The sequence below is a fragment of the Priestia sp. D51 genome, assembly GCF_053345675.1.
The window spans coordinates 295,855-310,708 of record NZ_JBLTIR010000004.1 but is presented as its reverse complement, the minus strand read 5'-3'; the positions used below and the strand labels follow the sequence as shown (position 1 = coordinate 310,708).

The following is a 14,854-nucleotide window of genomic DNA, read 5'->3' as shown; positions in this document are numbered from 1 at the left end:
TTTTAGAAATTAAAGCATAACACTTTATTATGTAAGCGCTTTCTGTTATAATGAAACTAGGTTGGATAGCATGCGTGGCTATCGGTGTACTCAGCGCAGGCGGGGCTAGTACAGAAAGAGAAGGCTACATACAAGTTAATAAACATTTAGTCGATAGAAATAAGAAGTCTCAAAAACAAATTTATTAATTTGTATGCTAAATCGTAAATTAACAGAAACGGCATTTATGATAAGGTTTTAGAGAAAAGAACCCAGTATATACTGTATAAGCAATTTTTTTACTCTAAAAAAGGGTGAAGAAATTGCTTATTTATTTTTAAATAAGTGCACAGCTGTTCAGATTTGTTTTGAGATATCTAGCGTTAGTGTATAATAGTAAAAAGTACGAAAAGTTGACATTGTTAATTGATTAAAGGGGATTTAAAAATGAGTGAACTAAAAATAGATGATGTAGCGAAGCAAAGCGGTTTAACAAAACGTACGATTCGTTATTATGAACAAATTGGACTGATGCCAGCACCTCCAAGAAGTGAAGGTGGATTTCGTCTGTACACGGAAGAACACGTAGAATTCTTAAAGAAAATTACGAATGCCAAAGAAGTCATGGGTTTTTCACTTCAAGAATTACAGGAATTTCTTGCTTTAAGTGATACTCTTGAAATACAAAAGATGGATTATAGGCAAGTGAAAGGAACAAGTCAACAAAAAGAAAAGTTAGAGCAAGTGTTACATACGGTAGAAGAGCAGCTCAAGCTGATTGAACAGAAAAAGAAAAACATCTTAAAAGTAGAGTCTGACCTTCTGTCACTGAGAGATCGTGCTAAGGCTGCAATTGTAAAATTCGAGCAGGAAGAATCATAAAAAGCAGGCGCATTCACCAGAAGAGTGCGTCTGCTTTTATGTGTTTTATAGGGAATTTATTTATGATTGTGAAGAGTTTTCTTCTAGCTGTACCCCTAAAAGAAGTAGAATAGCCTGTATCCCGTCGGCTTTTCCGCTGTGAAAGCTTCTTGTTTCAGCATCCAAAGCTTCATTTACAGATTCCATCATATTTGATTCGTATAAGTCTAAAATCAATTGTTTTCCTTCTGGACTCAAATGCAGCTGCCCGCGTTCCTTCATTTTAAACTTCAACTTCTTCAACTCCCTTTCCCATAATACTATCAGTATACAAAATTAATAACATTTACGTAAACGTTAATTTTTGTATGTGGACAGAAGAACGTATTAAGTATAGGTACTAAGTGAGGGGAGAGATACTGGTTATCCTTTGCTTGTTTTAATGTTTGTCAGCTTATAGCCGCAAGCTGAGCATATATAGATAACGTTTTGATTGGACTGAGCAGTTAAAACGGTAGCGAGCTCTTTTTGAGAATGACAGTTAGGACAAATAACAACAGGGGATTTCATGTGATTTTCTCCTTTTCTTTTTTATAGTCGAATTTTATTTTATGTAAAGTTTAATCAAATATCCTTCGTGCTATCAAAAACGACGGAAGATATGTAAAAAAGCATTCTCGCTCAAAAGAAACGGGAATGCTTAAGGTAAGTTTAAAATCCGTCCTGGCTTGCTGTAAATGGAATGTTAAGTCTTCTTTCTACATTGCGTAAGCGCTGATTTAATCTGTTTATACGGTCAGTATGTCGCTCCACAACTCGATTTAAGCGAGTAATTTCTCTGACTTGCTCCTCATTTTGTCTCTCAAGAGCACGAATTCTTCGTTCAAATCCTCCAAGATTTTGAAGCTGCTGTCTTTCATCGTATTCTTCATGCTGTGGTACGTAAGGGGGATAGTATTGTTGAACTGAGTAATCAACTTGCTGAGGAATATATCCGGGGTTGAAATAATAAGGGTTCATTAGGGCACCGCTCCTTTTAAATAGTAACTTCAAATCAAACACGATATAACGTATGCGAAGATAAGAAAAATGCTATAGGCATATACCTAAAGACATTCTGTATTTTAAAAAAGCAAAGTATTTTTAAGAGGAAAAAGGAGATAGCAAACCCTTTCTTGAATATGCAAAATAGAAAAGCTTCTTTTTTAGACACTTTATTTAAGAAAGAGGGAAAGTGACCGATGGCTCAAGGGAAACAAAAACCAGCACCTAAAATAGAAGAATCAAAAGCTCCGCCTGCAAAGAAACCAAAGCCGAAGAGCCGCAGCACCAAAAAAGCTCCGCCTCCTACATCGCCCTGGGTAAAAGCTGCTTCCATTTTATCTAACATTGATTTCATTCGTTTGTTTCGCGTGCTGTTTCTTGCTTTGGCGGTTGGTTTTATTGTGTATCAATATATTTTACTTACAAAAGGGGTCTTCATCAAAACATACGTAGACCTTTGGCATCATCACAAAATGATCTTGCTAGCTGGAGCTGCATTTATTATCTATACTTCTTTCATCTTTTACCTTGGCTACCGCACCGCTAAAAAGCGCTAGAACGATTATAAACGGCGAATATCATCCATTCTTTAAGCAAACCTTATATGTATATCAGCATAGAGGGGGGAAGAAACGTGGACAAGCAGCGAGCAAAACAAATTGCTGATTCACCCGTTATGGCTAACGTTACGTATAACGATACGGCCGTTTATATTCAACATGTAAGCGAAGAAAATGATACGGCAAGAATTTATCCGCTAGGTCAGCCGGAAAATGAACAAGATGTTGCGGTGAGTCAATTAGTAGAGAATTAAGGTGGATAAATAGAGCTACTAGTTCAGTTAAATAAAAGGAAGAGAGCAAATACACAGCTCTCTTCCTTTTATTTATTCTTCCCATTTCTTACTGTTGATTTTCTCAATAATCCCGTGCAAATCACCTGGCTTATGAAACTCAATCGGAGACGCGCCTTTTTCAAACAGAATCGATTCCGCTTCAATTAACGCCACGTAGCGTCCGTTCACTTTTGCTAAATGAATATTTTTACCAAAATCAGCTAGCAGCCCTTTAATCTCTGTTTCGCCAAGCTTCATTTTAAGCTCTGCATCAGGGGTATGCTCGACGATATGAGCAGCGGCTTCCATGACTTGATGGGTATCTAAACGTTCTTGAAGCTCACGCTTTTCACTTGTTGCCCACAGTTCCATGTCTGATTCAAACTGTTCAAGCTCTACGCTTTCTGCTTCAAACGTTTCGCTGACGTGTTCACGCACCATATCCATCACTTGTGTTTTCATAATCTCAGGCATCGGCTCGTTGTAATCAATGAATTTCAAAAAGTCTTCAAAATAACGGGCGTGAGACGCTTGGTGGATAACGAGTTCGCTTTCTTCCACCATGCCTTCTTCAGGCATGTATGGGTATTGAATGGATTTCATGTTTTTAGTAGTAATCGCCATTTCTACGTGACGAATAAGGGTTGATTCATCTGAAATTGAAGCCACTTTTGGTTCGAAGTCACATTTTAAAATAAACACAAAAGCATGATCAAAATATTTTCTTGGAACAGCAGATACCACTAAAAATGCTCCTCCTCGAACGGCTGCAGTATCAAGGTATGCATTGATAAACTGTTCGCTGTTTTCTTCAAATTCTTCTTTGGTTGTGGCAAAACGAGTGCGGTGAAATAAATTATAATTAGGGTTTGAGTCGAGAGCGTGTCCCGGTTCAACTATAAAATACCCGAGCTTTGTAGGCACTTGTTCTGCTTTGGGGTGTCGCTCTACTTTGCGCTTTACAATTTTTTTAAATTCACCGTCTAAAAAATCTTTAATGGAACTTTCTTCATATTCTTCCGTATCAAGCGTTTGAAAATGCTTATATTGTTTAGAGGCCTGTTCTTCTTTTCCTTCTACTTGTATTACGTAAAATGATAAAAAATTAATTTTAAAATCCATAGCAGTCACCTTGTTTCTTTTTAGTCAGTTACTTCAGTATAAGAAAGAGTCCGGTAAGCGTCAATGCCTGTTAGCTTTAGGGGAAAAAGATCTATTTATACAATTGATCAGCTGAGGAATAGTGTATAAAGCAAAGAATAGGAGAGGCAGGGGGCCTCTCTTATTTATACTGTTCCAAACGTTCGAAAAAGGTTTTGACAAACTTATAAAAAATTTTATCAGAAGGTGCTAAATCACGATTTCTAGGAATAATCATTCCGACTGTCCGCTGAAGCTGCGGCGTATGAATAGGAAGTTTAGTCGTAAAACGAGGAGTCGTTTCAGACACTGTACTTTCAGGAAGAAGCGTCACGCCAATTCCTGCGGATACAAGACCTTTAATCGCATCTAAATCTTCTCCTTCAGATGAAATATTGGGCATGAATCCTGCTTGTTTGCAAGCGTCAAAGGCCATTTTATGTAAAATGAATCCTTTTGGAAATAGCACAAAATCTTCATTTCTTAAATCCCGCAGCCGAATGTTATCCCGTTCAGCGAGCGGGTGATGAGAGGGAACAAGGGCTAAAAGATTTTCAGTGAATAGAATATGCCCTTCAATACTTTGATCTTCTACAGGTACAGGGCCTAAAAAAGCGATATTAATATCTCTTTTTTTAACCGATTCAATTAAAAATTTGTACGAACCTTGTCTAAGATGAAAAGCAACATTTGGGTGTTCTTCTTTAAAGGCTGATATAATAGTAGGAAGAAGGTGACTAGCAAGGCTTGTTGGAAATCCGATTTTAATCGTTCCTCTTTCGGGATCCAAGTATTCATCAATTTGTTCTTTCGCATAGTCAATAGCTTTCATGGCCGTCTCCGTATGCTCAAGAAAGACTTTTCCTATTGCTGTTAACTTGACATTTCTTCCTTCACGTTTGAATAAACTAACACCTAGCTCAGATTCCAGGTTCGCGATTTGACGGCTGATTGCTGATTGAGCTACATGCAGATATTCTGCGGCCTCAGATACGTGTTCTCTTTTTGCAACTTCCATAAAATAGCGTAATTGACGCAGTTCCATAAGCATCCTCCATCTATATATATCAAAATTAGATTAGTTTTATCTAAATTATATATTGTTTATATTGATTTGAAAACTTACAATGTAAACAGGTGATCTTAAAAAGATAAAGAAAACGAACGGGGGAGAAGAAGATGACATACAATCAAATGCCAAAAGCTCAAGGTCTCTACCGTCCTGAATTTGAGCACGATGCATGTGGAATCGGACTATACGCTCAATTGAAAGGCGTAGCGTCACATGATATCGTTAAAAAAGGACTAAACATGCTTTGCCAGCTTGACCATCGAGGCGGACAGGGAAGTGATCCGCTAACAGGAGATGGAGCTGGATTAATGGTACAAATTCCACACGCGTTCTTTAAAAAGACATGCGTTGAACTGAACTTGCCAGAAAACGGTCGTTATGGAGTTGGAATGATCTTTTTCTCAAATAATGAAGACGAGCGTCGAGAAATTGAAGCTTATATTAATAAATTAATTGAAGAAGAGGGACAAACGTTATTAGGTTGGAGAACTGTGCCTGTAAATGTCGGAAAAATCGGAAAAGTTGCAAAAGAAAGCTGTCCATACGTACGACAAGTATTTATTGGGGCAAATGACAGTATTCAAGATGACTTAGCGTTTGAGCGCAAGCTATATGTTATTCGTAAGCAAGCGGAAAATTGGGCGCAGGCACGTCAAAACCGTTTTTATTTTACAAGTCTTTCAAGCAGAACAATTGTGTACAAAGGGTTGTTAACACCTGAACAAGTGGATGCTTTTTATCTTGACCTACAAGATGAAGACTTTACTTCAGCGTTTGCTTTAGTGCATTCTCGCTTTAGCACAAACACGTTCCCAAGCTGGGAAAGAGCACATCCAAACCGTTATTTAATTCACAACGGTGAAATCAATACGCTTCGCGGTAATCAAAACTGGATGAGAGCGCGTGAACAGCAGTTTGTTTCGGACGCATTTGGTAAGGATTTGCCGAAGGTTCTTCCAATTTTAGATGCTGAAGGAAGCGACTCATCCATGTTAGATAATGCGCTAGAGTTTTTTGTATTGGCCGGCCGCAAGCCAGCCCATGCAGCGATGATGCTTATTCCAGAGCCTTGGTCTGAGAATCCGCACATGTCAAAAGAAAAACGTGCTTTCTATGAGTATCATAGCGCATTAATGGAGCCATGGGATGGTCCGACTGCTATTTCGTTTACGGATGGAAAGCAAATCGGTGCTATTTTAGACCGTAACGGTTTACGTCCAGCTCGCTATTATGTTACAAAAGATGATTACATCATACTTTCATCAGAAGTAGGCGTCATTGATGTTGAAGATGAAAATGTGTTATATAAAGATCGTTTAAGCCCAGGTAAAATGCTTCTAATCGATTTAGAAGAAGGCCGAATTATTTCAGATGAAGAAATTAAATCTGAAATGGCACAGGCTGAGCCTTATCAAGAATGGTTAGATGAACAGCTGGTAACGTTGCCAGAAGTGCAGGGAGAAAAATCTGAATACTTCGATGATTTGGTCATTCGCCAGAAGTCATTTGGCTACACGTATGAAGATATTCATAAATATTTAGTTCCAGTTATTACAGAAGGAAAAGATCCGCTTGGTTCAATGGGTAATGATACTCCATTAGCCGTGTTGTCTGATCGTCCTCAATCGCTGTTCAATTACTTTAAGCAGCTGTTTGCTCAAGTAACGAACCCACCGATTGACGCTATTCGTGAACAGTTGGTTACATCAACAATGACGTTGCTTGGTGCAGAAGGGAATTTACTGCATCCAACCAAAGAAAACATTCATCGAATTCAGCTTGAGACGCCGGTTTTAACAAACGATCAAACTCATCAGCTGAAGTCTGCCATTCATCCAGATTTCAAAAGTGCTGTTATTTCTGCGGTGTTCACAAATGATTTAAAAGTAGATCTTGATCGCGTATTTGCTGAAGCTGAAGCGGCAATTAACGCAGGCGCTAGCATTCTTGTTCTGACAGACCGTGAAGCGGGAGCTCACTCTGTAGCCATTCCAGCTTTATTAGCGGTCAGCGGGCTGCACCAGCACCTAGTGCGAAAAGGAAACCGTACAAAGGCGAGCATTGTAGTGGAAACAGGAGAAGCGCGCGAAGTGCACCATTTTGCAGCACTGATTGGTTACGGAGCAGACGCAATTAATCCATATCTTACTTTTGCAACATATCAAAATGAAATTAACGCAGGTACGTTGAACGTATCGTATGACTATGCTGTTGAGAAATATGTAAAAGCCGTTACTGAAGGTGTTGTAAAAGTAATGTCTAAAATGGGCATTTCAACGGTGCAAAGTTATCGGGGCGCACAAATTTTTGAAGCAGTTGGAATCAGTGCAGAGGTTATCGAGCAATATTTTACAGGTACTGCCTCGCAACTTGGCGGTATCGGTTTAGATGTTATTGCAAAAGAAGCGAAAACGCGTCACGACAATGCTTATGTTGAAACAATTGAGCAAACGTTAGAGTCAGGAAGCGACTTCCAGTGGAGACACACGGGCGAGCATCATGCGTTTAATCCAAAAACAATTCACACGCTGCAGTGGGCTTGCCGTAAGGGAGATTACAGCTTATTTAAAAAATTCTCTGAATCGGCTAATGAAGAACGCATCGGTTTCTTGCGCAACCTATTCTCGTTTAATGGAACGCGTTCATCTATCTCCATTGATGAAGTGGAATCAGTTGATTCGATTGTAAAACGTTTTAAATCAGGTGCTATGTCGTTTGGATCTTTAAGTCAAGAAGCTCATGAAACATTAGCGATTGCGATGAACCGTTTAGGCGCACGCAGTAACAGTGGAGAAGGTGGCGAACACCCTAGCCGCTACACTGTGGATGAAAATGGAGATAATCGCCGCAGTGCGATTAAACAGATTGCTTCTGGCCGTTTTGGAGTGAAAAGTCATTACCTTGTGAATGCGGATGAGCTTCAAATTAAAATGGCACAAGGTGCAAAACCCGGAGAAGGCGGTCAGCTTCCAGGAAACAAAGTATATCCATGGGTAGCAGATGTGCGTGGATCAACGCCAGGAGTAGGCTTAATTTCACCTCCTCCACACCACGATATTTACTCGATTGAAGATTTAGCACAGCTTATTCATGACTTAAAAAATATAAACCGTGATGCACGAATCAGCGTCAAACTCGTTTCAAAAGCAGGAGTAGGAACGATTGCTGCCGGAGTAGCAAAAGGAGTAGCGGACGTTATCGTTATTAGCGGCTACGACGGAGGTACGGGAGCATCTCCAAAAACAAGTATTAAACATACGGGACTACCGTGGGAACTGGGCTTAGCGGAAGCTCATCAAACGCTTATGTTAAACGGTCTTCGCGAAAAGGTAGTGCTTGAAACAGACGGGAAATTAATGACGGGTAAAGATGTAGTCATGGCAGCACTTTTAGGAGCAGAAGAGTTTGGTTTTGCTACGGCGCCTTTAATTGTTTTAGGCTGTATCATGATGCGTGCGTGTCACTTAGATACATGTCCAGTTGGAGTGGCGACGCAAAACCCAGAGCTTCGTAAAAAGTTCCTAGGAGAAGCGGATCACATCGTTAACTATATGAAATTTGTTGCACAAGAAGTACGCGAAATTATGGCTGAACTTGGATTTAAAACAGTAGATGAAATGGTTGGACGTACAGACGTATTAAGCGTTAGCGAACGTGCAAAAAATCACTGGAAGGCGCAGCACTTAGACTTAACAACTCTTTTATATCAAGCTGAAGGTGTACGTACTTTTAAAACACCTCAAAACCATAAAATTGACGAATCTCTTGATATGCAAAAAATCTTGCCAGCGGTACAGCAAGCAATCGAGCATAAGTATCAAGTCGAGTTAGAACTGCCAATTTCTAATATTAACCGTGTAGCTGGAACAATTGTAGGAAGTGAAGTTACAAAACGTTACGGTGAGAAAGGTCTGCCAGAAGATACGATTACTCTTCGATTCACTGGCTCTGCAGGACAAAGTTTTGGTGCATTTGTTCCAAAAGGAATGTCTATGTATCTAACTGGAGATGCAAATGATTATATCGGAAAAGGGTTATCAGGAGGTAAAATCATCGTTGCTCCACCTAAGGAAACAACAGCTGTGTCAGGTGAAAATGTTATCGTCGGGAACGTGGCATTTTACGGTGCAACAAGCGGTGAAGCTTATGTTAGCGGGCTAGCAGGAGAACGTTTTGCGGTTCGTAACAGCGGTGTGAACGTAGTGGTTGAAGGAATTGGGGATCATGGCTGTGAATATATGACTGGCGGACGCGTTGTCGTATTAGGTGATGTAGGTAAAAACTTCGGTGCGGGAATGTCTGGCGGTATTGCTTACGTATTTGCTGATGATCAAGAAGCATTCAAAAACCTTTGTAATAAAGACATGATTGGGTTTGAGAGCTTAAAAGGAGAAGAAGCAGAAGAAGTAAAAGAGATGATTGCAAATCACCTAAAATATACTGACAGTCATAAAGCAGCATTTGTATTAGAAAATTGGGAAGAATCGCTTTCGAAATTTGTAAAAGTGATTCCGAATGATTATAAACGCATGATGAATCGCATTGAAGAGCAAAAAGCAGCTGGGTTAACGGAAGAAGAAGCAGCTATGAGTGCGTTTGAGGAAAATGCAAAACAAGAAAAGAAAGCATCGGCAAAACAACAAGAAGCGGTAGCTCAGTAAGAAAGGGGAGAGTACGATGGGAAAACCAACAGGATTTATGGAAATCAAACGTGAAAAAGGGAAGGAACGTGACCCGTTAAAACGTTTAGGTGATTGGAAAGAGTATGCTGCTCCTTTATCTGATGAAGCGCTAAGCCGTCAAGGAGCACGATGTATGGATTGTGGCACACCTTTTTGCCACATGGGAATGGATATTAATGCTTTTACTTCTGGATGTCCAATCTATAACTTAATTCCAGAGTGGAATGATTTAGTTTATAAAGGACGCTGGAAAGAAGCTTTAGAGCGTTTAATGAAAACCAACAACTTCCCGGAGTTTACAGGACGCGTTTGTCCTGCTCCGTGTGAAGGTTCCTGTACGCTTGCTATTTCAGATCCAGCGGTTTCGATCAAGAATATCGAACGCGCTATTATTGATAAAGGCTTTGAGAATGGGTGGATTATTCCACGTATTCCGGAGAAAAGAACAGGCAAAAAAATTGCTGTTATTGGCTCTGGACCAGCAGGCTTAGCGAGCGCAGATCAGCTGAATCAAGCGGGTCATTCAGTAACGGTATATGAAAGAGCAGATCGTGCCGGTGGTTTATTAACATATGGAATTCCAAATATGAAGCTAGATAAAGAAGTAGTGGAAAGACGTGTTCGCTTATTGACACAAGAAGGTATTGATTTTGTAACGAATACGGAAGTTGGAAAAGACATTACTGCTGAAGAGTTAAAAGAACAATATGATGCTGTCATTTTGTGTACAGGAGCTCAGAAGCAAAGAGATCTAGTATTAGAAGGTCGTGAAGCAAAAGGAGTTCACTTTGCAATGGGCTACTTAACAACTTCAACAAAAAGCCTTTTAGATTCTAACTTCAAAGATGGTCAATTTATTGATGCTGAAGGAAAAGACGTTATTGTTATTGGAGGCGGAGATACGGGAGCTGACTGTGTAGCTACTGCTCTTCGTCAAAAATGCCGCAGCGTTGTTCAGTTTGGTAAACATCCTCAGCTTCCTGCTGAGCGTACGGCAGATAATATGTGGCCTGAATATCCACATGTATTTAATCTTGAATATGCTTATGAAGAAGCACAGGCGAAATTTGGGGACGATCCACGTGAATATTCAATTCAAACGAAAAAAATCGTGGCAGATGAGCAAGGTAATCTAAAAGAACTTCATACGGTTCAAATGGAAAAAGTAAAAGGTGAAAATGGACAGTACATCTTTACCGAAATTCCAGGAACAGAAAAAGTATGGCCAGCTCAGCTTGTCTTTATTGCGATTGGGTTTGAAGGTCCAGAGCATCCGGTTCTATCAGCGTTTGGTGTTGAAACGAAAAATCGTCGCGTAGATGCAGCGTATGGAAATTACAAAACAAATGTTGAAGGTGTTTTTGCTGCTGGTGATGCTCGTCGTGGGCAAAGTTTAATCGTATGGGCTATTCATGAAGGTCGTGAAGTAGCTAAACAAGTTGATAGCCATCTAATGGGAGCAACTGTATTACCATAACAAAAAACCGTCACAATTGTGGCGGTTTTTTGTTTATCTAGGATTTGGCACTTCATTTCCTCTACGTAAATTTTCAAATGAAACGGTTAAAATCGTGTTAGTAATTCGAACTTGTGAAACAGGGGAAACGCTGTATAAGTTAAAAAGTTCAAATATCCAGGGATCACGTTTTTTCAGCTGTCGCGCGGCTTTTTCGACGCGTTCGTTAATAGATCCGCTGTAATTGTTATAGTTATCATCAACAAATCTTACAATGGAACGAAATAAGTATTCTGTTAGTTTGCTATCCATCCCGCCTCGTTGAGCATCTCTGTAGATGGACTGATACTGGCGTTTTAAAATTTTCATCACTCTGTCTACATCGCGTGTAGATCTAACTTCCTCTTCTTCATGCAGGATATAAGAAAATAAGTCTTCATTGTATCTATAAGGTTCTAAATAATTTTCATTCGTAGTAGGAACCACTGGATGGTAGTAGCGCGGCATATAGGGGTAAACCCATTGACTGTACATGAGACATTCACACCTTCCTCGTTCATTTTCCATTAGTTTATGCACTAGCGTGCTAGCTGCTGCATGTTTGTTTTAAATAAAATTTAGGGGTTTGATAATAGGACCACCCTCTAAATTCTTGATAAGTCGATACAAAATAAATGTAAATCGGTGTATTTAGCAAGTCTGGATAATGTTGAAAAAACGCTTGGTCTCCGTAAAATATTGCTTCTAAAGCAAGCGGAAGCTCCCGGCGGAAAATGTGATAACGAAGCTGTGCTTGCTCGCGGCTGAACTCACCTCCGCTAACAAAAACTTCGCCTTGAATAACTGCTTGTCGGTCTGTTACGTGAAGAGCAGCTAGTACTTCATCACGCATATTTTTATCTATCGCCTTGTTGTTATATGAGCATCCGATGCTTAAAAAAAGCTGACCGGTTGTATCAGAATGAGTAAGAGTATATTTTCTTCCAGAAACCGGATAGGAGGAAGTAGCAGGGGGAATGAGAGTTGTAGAGAGTTTTGAAGAATTAAACGAACTCATAGTCATTGACACTCCTTTTTTTGAATAAATTTCAATATTATACGGCGCTATGGGCTCAGATGTGATAAATGTCTACTTTCTTTCTGCAACAAAGGCGTTTTGATGTACTTTTTGAGAAATTAATGGTAATATTTAACTAAAATTATACGTGTACAGTCCCCGAAGATTGTCTTCAAAAGCAAATGTGAATGGAGGTTATCACTTGAATATCACAACGTTTGACGGTAAGTATGGAAACTGGTTAACGACTAAAAACCCTCTTCAATTTCAAGCAGCGACTGCCTATGGGAACATTGGGCTGGCTCCTATCTATTGGGGAACAAAAGAAGAAAAAAATGGATGGTATTACATGTATCAGCCTGAAGAAATAACGGGCGTTCAAGTAGAAGGTGAAGTTGATGGTGGTAAATTTCTCATTCGAATTCCTGATGACTGGAATGGAAAGTTAGTTATGTCGGGAGTTCCAGCTACCAGAGATGAGAAATCAACGGATTTACTGTTCAGCGACTATGTGTTGGCAAAAGGGTTTGCGTTTGCTGCTTCTGATAAAGGGACACAGGGAGAAGAAGTGAGAGATGATCCATTTGCTAAAGCAAAAAACGCTCTAGTCAAAGAAGAAGACTCCATTAGAAAATGGCATATTCAATACCGAGAAGTGACAAAAATTGCTCAGAGATTTTTGTTTGAAAATTATCGTCACAAACTCCAGAAAGAAGTGACAGAATATTTTGATATAAAAACGTATGCTTTAGGTATTTCTAATGGGGGTTATGTTGTTCGCTATGCTTTAGAAAACGATGGGAAAAATGGAGAGCCTCAGCTTTTTAATGGAGGGGTTGAATGGGAAGGGGTTATGTGGCGAGCTGATCACGATAACTTGATCACTTCCCTAACACCTGTTGTAAATCATGCCGAAGAAGCACTGTATACGGTAGGTGAATCGCAAAAAGAAGCTTTGCACCGGTTGTATCAAGCAGGGTTGCCAAAAGGATCTGAGTTTTTATGGCCATATCATGACCAGTATTATTGGTTTTTAACACTTAATATATATAGAGATGAGTTTGACAGTCAAGCACCTGGAAGCATTCCGTGGCAAAAATACTTGACGCTTTTTGAAAACGGAGTTAGAGATCGTTCGTTAGATTCTATTTTTAAAAAGTATGATTATCAAGAAAGACCACAAGATGTTAAGCAAAAAGTTCGTGAAATTGAAAATACAGGTGATATTTCCGTTCCGTTGATAAGCATTACAGGGTCGTTAGATGCTCTTATTTTTCCGGATATTCATGCTTATCCTTATGAACAACTGGTAAAAGATTCTGGTAAGCAGCACCTTCATCGTCACTACGTAATTGAAAATGGAAACCATATTGATAGCTTAGTATGGAATCATCAAATTGATCCAGATCGAAAGCTTCAGCCTCTCCTTCCTTATGTGTATCAAGGATTTGAACTGCTATGTGATTGGGTGGAGAATTTTGAAGAACCTCCGAAAAATAAGAAAATAAGTGTGCCTCTCAAGGAAATGCATGTAAAGGATCTAAAAACAGAGGAAGACGTGCTGCCGTTGACTACAAAGAAAAGCATATCAACAAAAAAATAAATCGTCGAAAACCGTGCCGAAGGCGCGGTTTTTAATTTAGAAAAGCAACATTTGAATAAAAACAGCTTCTATGAATACAAAATATTATAGTGCGATAAGAATGGAATATACGTTATTTGTTATTTATTTTTATCTATTTAAAATAAAAATAATAAAAACATTGAACAAAACCGAACTTTTGTGTTAGATTAATAACTATAATTCGTACATTTATTAAATGGCTACAGTTGAAAGGAGCAAAAAACATCATGACAGCGAAAGTAATTAAAGGAAAAGAAGTAGCGCAAGAACTGCGCGCCGCATTAAAAGAAGAGGTAGCTCAATTAAAAACAAAAGGTATCGTTCCTGGTTTAACCGTAATTTTAGTAGGAGAAAACCCTGCTTCCCAATCATATGTAAAAGCAAAAGCAAAGGCTTGTGAAGAAATCGGTGTTGCGTCTGAAATTATCAAACGTGACGTAACGATTACGGAAGAAGAGCTTTTAAACGAAATCCATCACTTGAATGGAAATCCATCTGTTCATGGTATTCTTATTCAACTTCCATTACCAAAACATATTGATGAAAAAGCAGTATTAAATGCTGTATCTCCTAAAAAAGATGTAGATGGCTTCCACCCAGTAAGCGTAGGGAATATGGTCATTGGCGATGAGTGCTATTTACCATGTACACCACACGGTATCGTTGAGTTAATTAAACGTTCAGGTGAAGAAATTTCAGGTAAACATGCGGTAGTAATTGGACGAAGCAATATTGTTGGTAAACCAGTATCCATGCTGTTACTTCAAGAAAGTGCAACGGTAACAATTGCTCACTCTCGCACAAAAGATTTATCTGCTTTAACAAAACAAGCTGATATTCTTGTGTCAGCTGTAGGACAACCTAGACTTATCAAAGCAGATGATATTAAGCCGGGTGCCATTGTAATTGATGTAGGTAACACAATGGAAAATGGTAAACTCGTTGGTGATGTTGATTACGAAGCGGCTTTAGAAGTTGCAGGTTATATCACACCAGTACCAGGCGGCGTTGGTCCGATGACCATCACAATGCTATTAAAAAATACGGTAGACGCTGCTAAAACAATTAACAACGTAAAATAATAGAAAGTTAAAAATCCCGTGC

Annotated in this window: 14 protein-coding genes; 7 read left to right on the top strand and 7 right to left on the bottom strand. The window is 39.2% G+C overall.

The genetic code is table 11. The features are described from left to right. Positions 1-426 precede the first annotated feature (426 nt). A complete protein-coding gene (locus ACNHOZ_RS18325; protein ID WP_033578828.1) occupies positions 427-861 on the top strand; it encodes a MerR family transcriptional regulator in 435 nt (144 codons plus the stop codon). Positions 862-921: 60 nt separating this feature from the next. Here ACNHOZ_RS18325 and ACNHOZ_RS18320 read toward each other — a convergent pair whose 3' ends face one another. The 3 genes from ACNHOZ_RS18320 to ACNHOZ_RS18310 form a co-directional block, all read right to left on the bottom strand. Then, positions 922-1,134, bottom strand: coding sequence for a hypothetical protein (locus tag ACNHOZ_RS18320; RefSeq protein ID WP_028413567.1), 213 nt, complete (start codon positions 1,132-1,134; stop codon positions 922-924). A gap of 129 nt (positions 1,135-1,263) precedes the next feature. Beyond that, entirely contained in the window at positions 1,264-1,410 is a 147-nt protein-coding gene (locus tag ACNHOZ_RS18315) for a hypothetical protein (protein ID WP_098626789.1), read from the bottom strand. Between the two features lie 141 nt (positions 1,411-1,551). Further along, complete coding sequence (locus tag ACNHOZ_RS18310) at positions 1,552-1,860, bottom strand: flagellar hook-associated protein FlgK (protein ID WP_013056797.1); 309 nt, start codon at positions 1,858-1,860, stop codon at positions 1,552-1,554. Between the two features lie 221 nt (positions 1,861-2,081). Between ACNHOZ_RS18310 and ACNHOZ_RS18305 the strand changes: the two genes are divergently transcribed. Beyond that, entirely contained in the window at positions 2,082-2,441 is a 360-nt protein-coding gene (locus ACNHOZ_RS18305; RefSeq protein ID WP_048021201.1) for a hypothetical protein, read from the top strand. Positions 2,442-2,518: 77 nt separating this feature from the next. Continuing rightward, on the top strand, positions 2,519-2,698 hold the full coding sequence (locus ACNHOZ_RS18300) for a small acid-soluble spore protein H (RefSeq protein WP_048021199.1): 180 nt from the start codon (positions 2,519-2,521) through the stop codon (positions 2,696-2,698). Between the two features lie 72 nt (positions 2,699-2,770). Here the strand turns inward: ACNHOZ_RS18300 and ACNHOZ_RS18295 are convergent, their stop codons facing one another. Together ACNHOZ_RS18295 and ACNHOZ_RS18290 are read right to left on the bottom strand one after the other, a co-directional pair. Beyond that, the gene (locus ACNHOZ_RS18295) at positions 2,771-3,841 is read right to left on the bottom strand and encodes a DUF3900 domain-containing protein (protein ID WP_447697264.1); all 1,071 of its coding nucleotides are present in this window, start codon (positions 3,839-3,841) and stop codon (positions 2,771-2,773) included. 160 nt (positions 3,842-4,001) lie between these two features. Continuing rightward, positions 4,002-4,904, bottom strand: coding sequence for a LysR family transcriptional regulator (locus ACNHOZ_RS18290; protein WP_013056801.1), 903 nt, complete (start codon positions 4,902-4,904; stop codon positions 4,002-4,004). A 134-nt stretch (positions 4,905-5,038) separates the two neighbouring features. Here ACNHOZ_RS18290 and gltB point away from each other — a divergent pair, with 134 nt between their 5' ends. Together gltB and gltD are read left to right on the top strand one after the other, a co-directional pair. Next, positions 5,039-9,592 carry a glutamate synthase large subunit gene (gene gltB, locus ACNHOZ_RS18285; RefSeq protein WP_447697263.1) on the top strand — a complete coding sequence of 1,518 codons (4,554 nt, stop codon included), beginning with the start codon at positions 5,039-5,041 and terminating at the stop codon, positions 9,590-9,592. A 16-nt stretch (positions 9,593-9,608) separates the two neighbouring features. Continuing rightward, the gene (gltD, locus tag ACNHOZ_RS18280; RefSeq protein WP_255900666.1) at positions 9,609-11,090 is read left to right on the top strand and encodes a glutamate synthase small subunit; all 1,482 of its coding nucleotides are present in this window, start codon (positions 9,609-9,611) and stop codon (positions 11,088-11,090) included. A 33-nt stretch (positions 11,091-11,123) separates the two neighbouring features. Here gltD and ACNHOZ_RS18275 read toward each other — a convergent pair whose 3' ends face one another. After that, on the bottom strand, positions 11,124-11,603 hold the full coding sequence (locus tag ACNHOZ_RS18275) for a hypothetical protein (protein ID WP_047751087.1): 480 nt from the start codon (positions 11,601-11,603) through the stop codon (positions 11,124-11,126). A gap of 52 nt (positions 11,604-11,655) precedes the next feature. Continuing rightward, complete coding sequence (locus ACNHOZ_RS18270) at positions 11,656-12,126, bottom strand: staygreen family protein (protein ID WP_028413560.1); 471 nt, start codon at positions 12,124-12,126, stop codon at positions 11,656-11,658. A gap of 202 nt (positions 12,127-12,328) precedes the next feature. Between ACNHOZ_RS18270 and ACNHOZ_RS18265 the strand changes: the two genes are divergently transcribed. Further along, entirely contained in the window at positions 12,329-13,729 is a 1,401-nt protein-coding gene (locus ACNHOZ_RS18265; protein WP_034265692.1) for a tannase/feruloyl esterase family alpha/beta hydrolase, read from the top strand. Between the two features lie 248 nt (positions 13,730-13,977). Next, positions 13,978-14,832, top strand: coding sequence for a bifunctional methylenetetrahydrofolate dehydrogenase/methenyltetrahydrofolate cyclohydrolase FolD (gene folD, locus ACNHOZ_RS18260; RefSeq protein WP_028408722.1), 855 nt, complete (start codon positions 13,978-13,980; stop codon positions 14,830-14,832). The last annotated feature ends 22 nt before the right edge of the window (positions 14,833-14,854 follow it).

Bases quoted from the DNA above. Each gene is read 5' to 3' on its own strand.
- ACNHOZ_RS18275 (WP_047751087.1), bottom strand. From the start codon at position 11,603: ATGTACAGTCAATGGGTTTACCCCTATATGCCGCGCTACTACCATCCA.
- ACNHOZ_RS18295 (WP_447697264.1), bottom strand. From the start codon at position 3,841: ATGGATTTTAAAATTAATTTTTTATCATTTTACGTAATACAAGTAGAA.
- ACNHOZ_RS18315 (WP_098626789.1), bottom strand. From the start codon at position 1,410: ATGAAATCCCCTGTTGTTATTTGTCCTAACTGTCATTCTCAAAAAGAG.
- ACNHOZ_RS18310 (WP_013056797.1), bottom strand. From the start codon at position 1,860: ATGAACCCTTATTATTTCAACCCCGGATATATTCCTCAGCAAGTTGAT.
- gltD (WP_255900666.1), top strand. From the start codon at position 9,609: ATGGGAAAACCAACAGGATTTATGGAAATCAAACGTGAAAAAGGGAAG.
- ACNHOZ_RS18305 (WP_048021201.1), top strand. From the start codon at position 2,082: ATGGCTCAAGGGAAACAAAAACCAGCACCTAAAATAGAAGAATCAAAA.
- folD (WP_028408722.1), top strand. From the start codon at position 13,978: ATGACAGCGAAAGTAATTAAAGGAAAAGAAGTAGCGCAAGAACTGCGC.
- gltB (WP_447697263.1), top strand. From the start codon at position 5,039: ATGACATACAATCAAATGCCAAAAGCTCAAGGTCTCTACCGTCCTGAA.
- ACNHOZ_RS18325 (WP_033578828.1), top strand. From the start codon at position 427: ATGAGTGAACTAAAAATAGATGATGTAGCGAAGCAAAGCGGTTTAACA.
- ACNHOZ_RS18270 (WP_028413560.1), bottom strand. From the start codon at position 12,126: ATGAGTTCGTTTAATTCTTCAAAACTCTCTACAACTCTCATTCCCCCT.
- ACNHOZ_RS18290 (WP_013056801.1), bottom strand. From the start codon at position 4,904: ATGGAACTGCGTCAATTACGCTATTTTATGGAAGTTGCAAAAAGAGAA.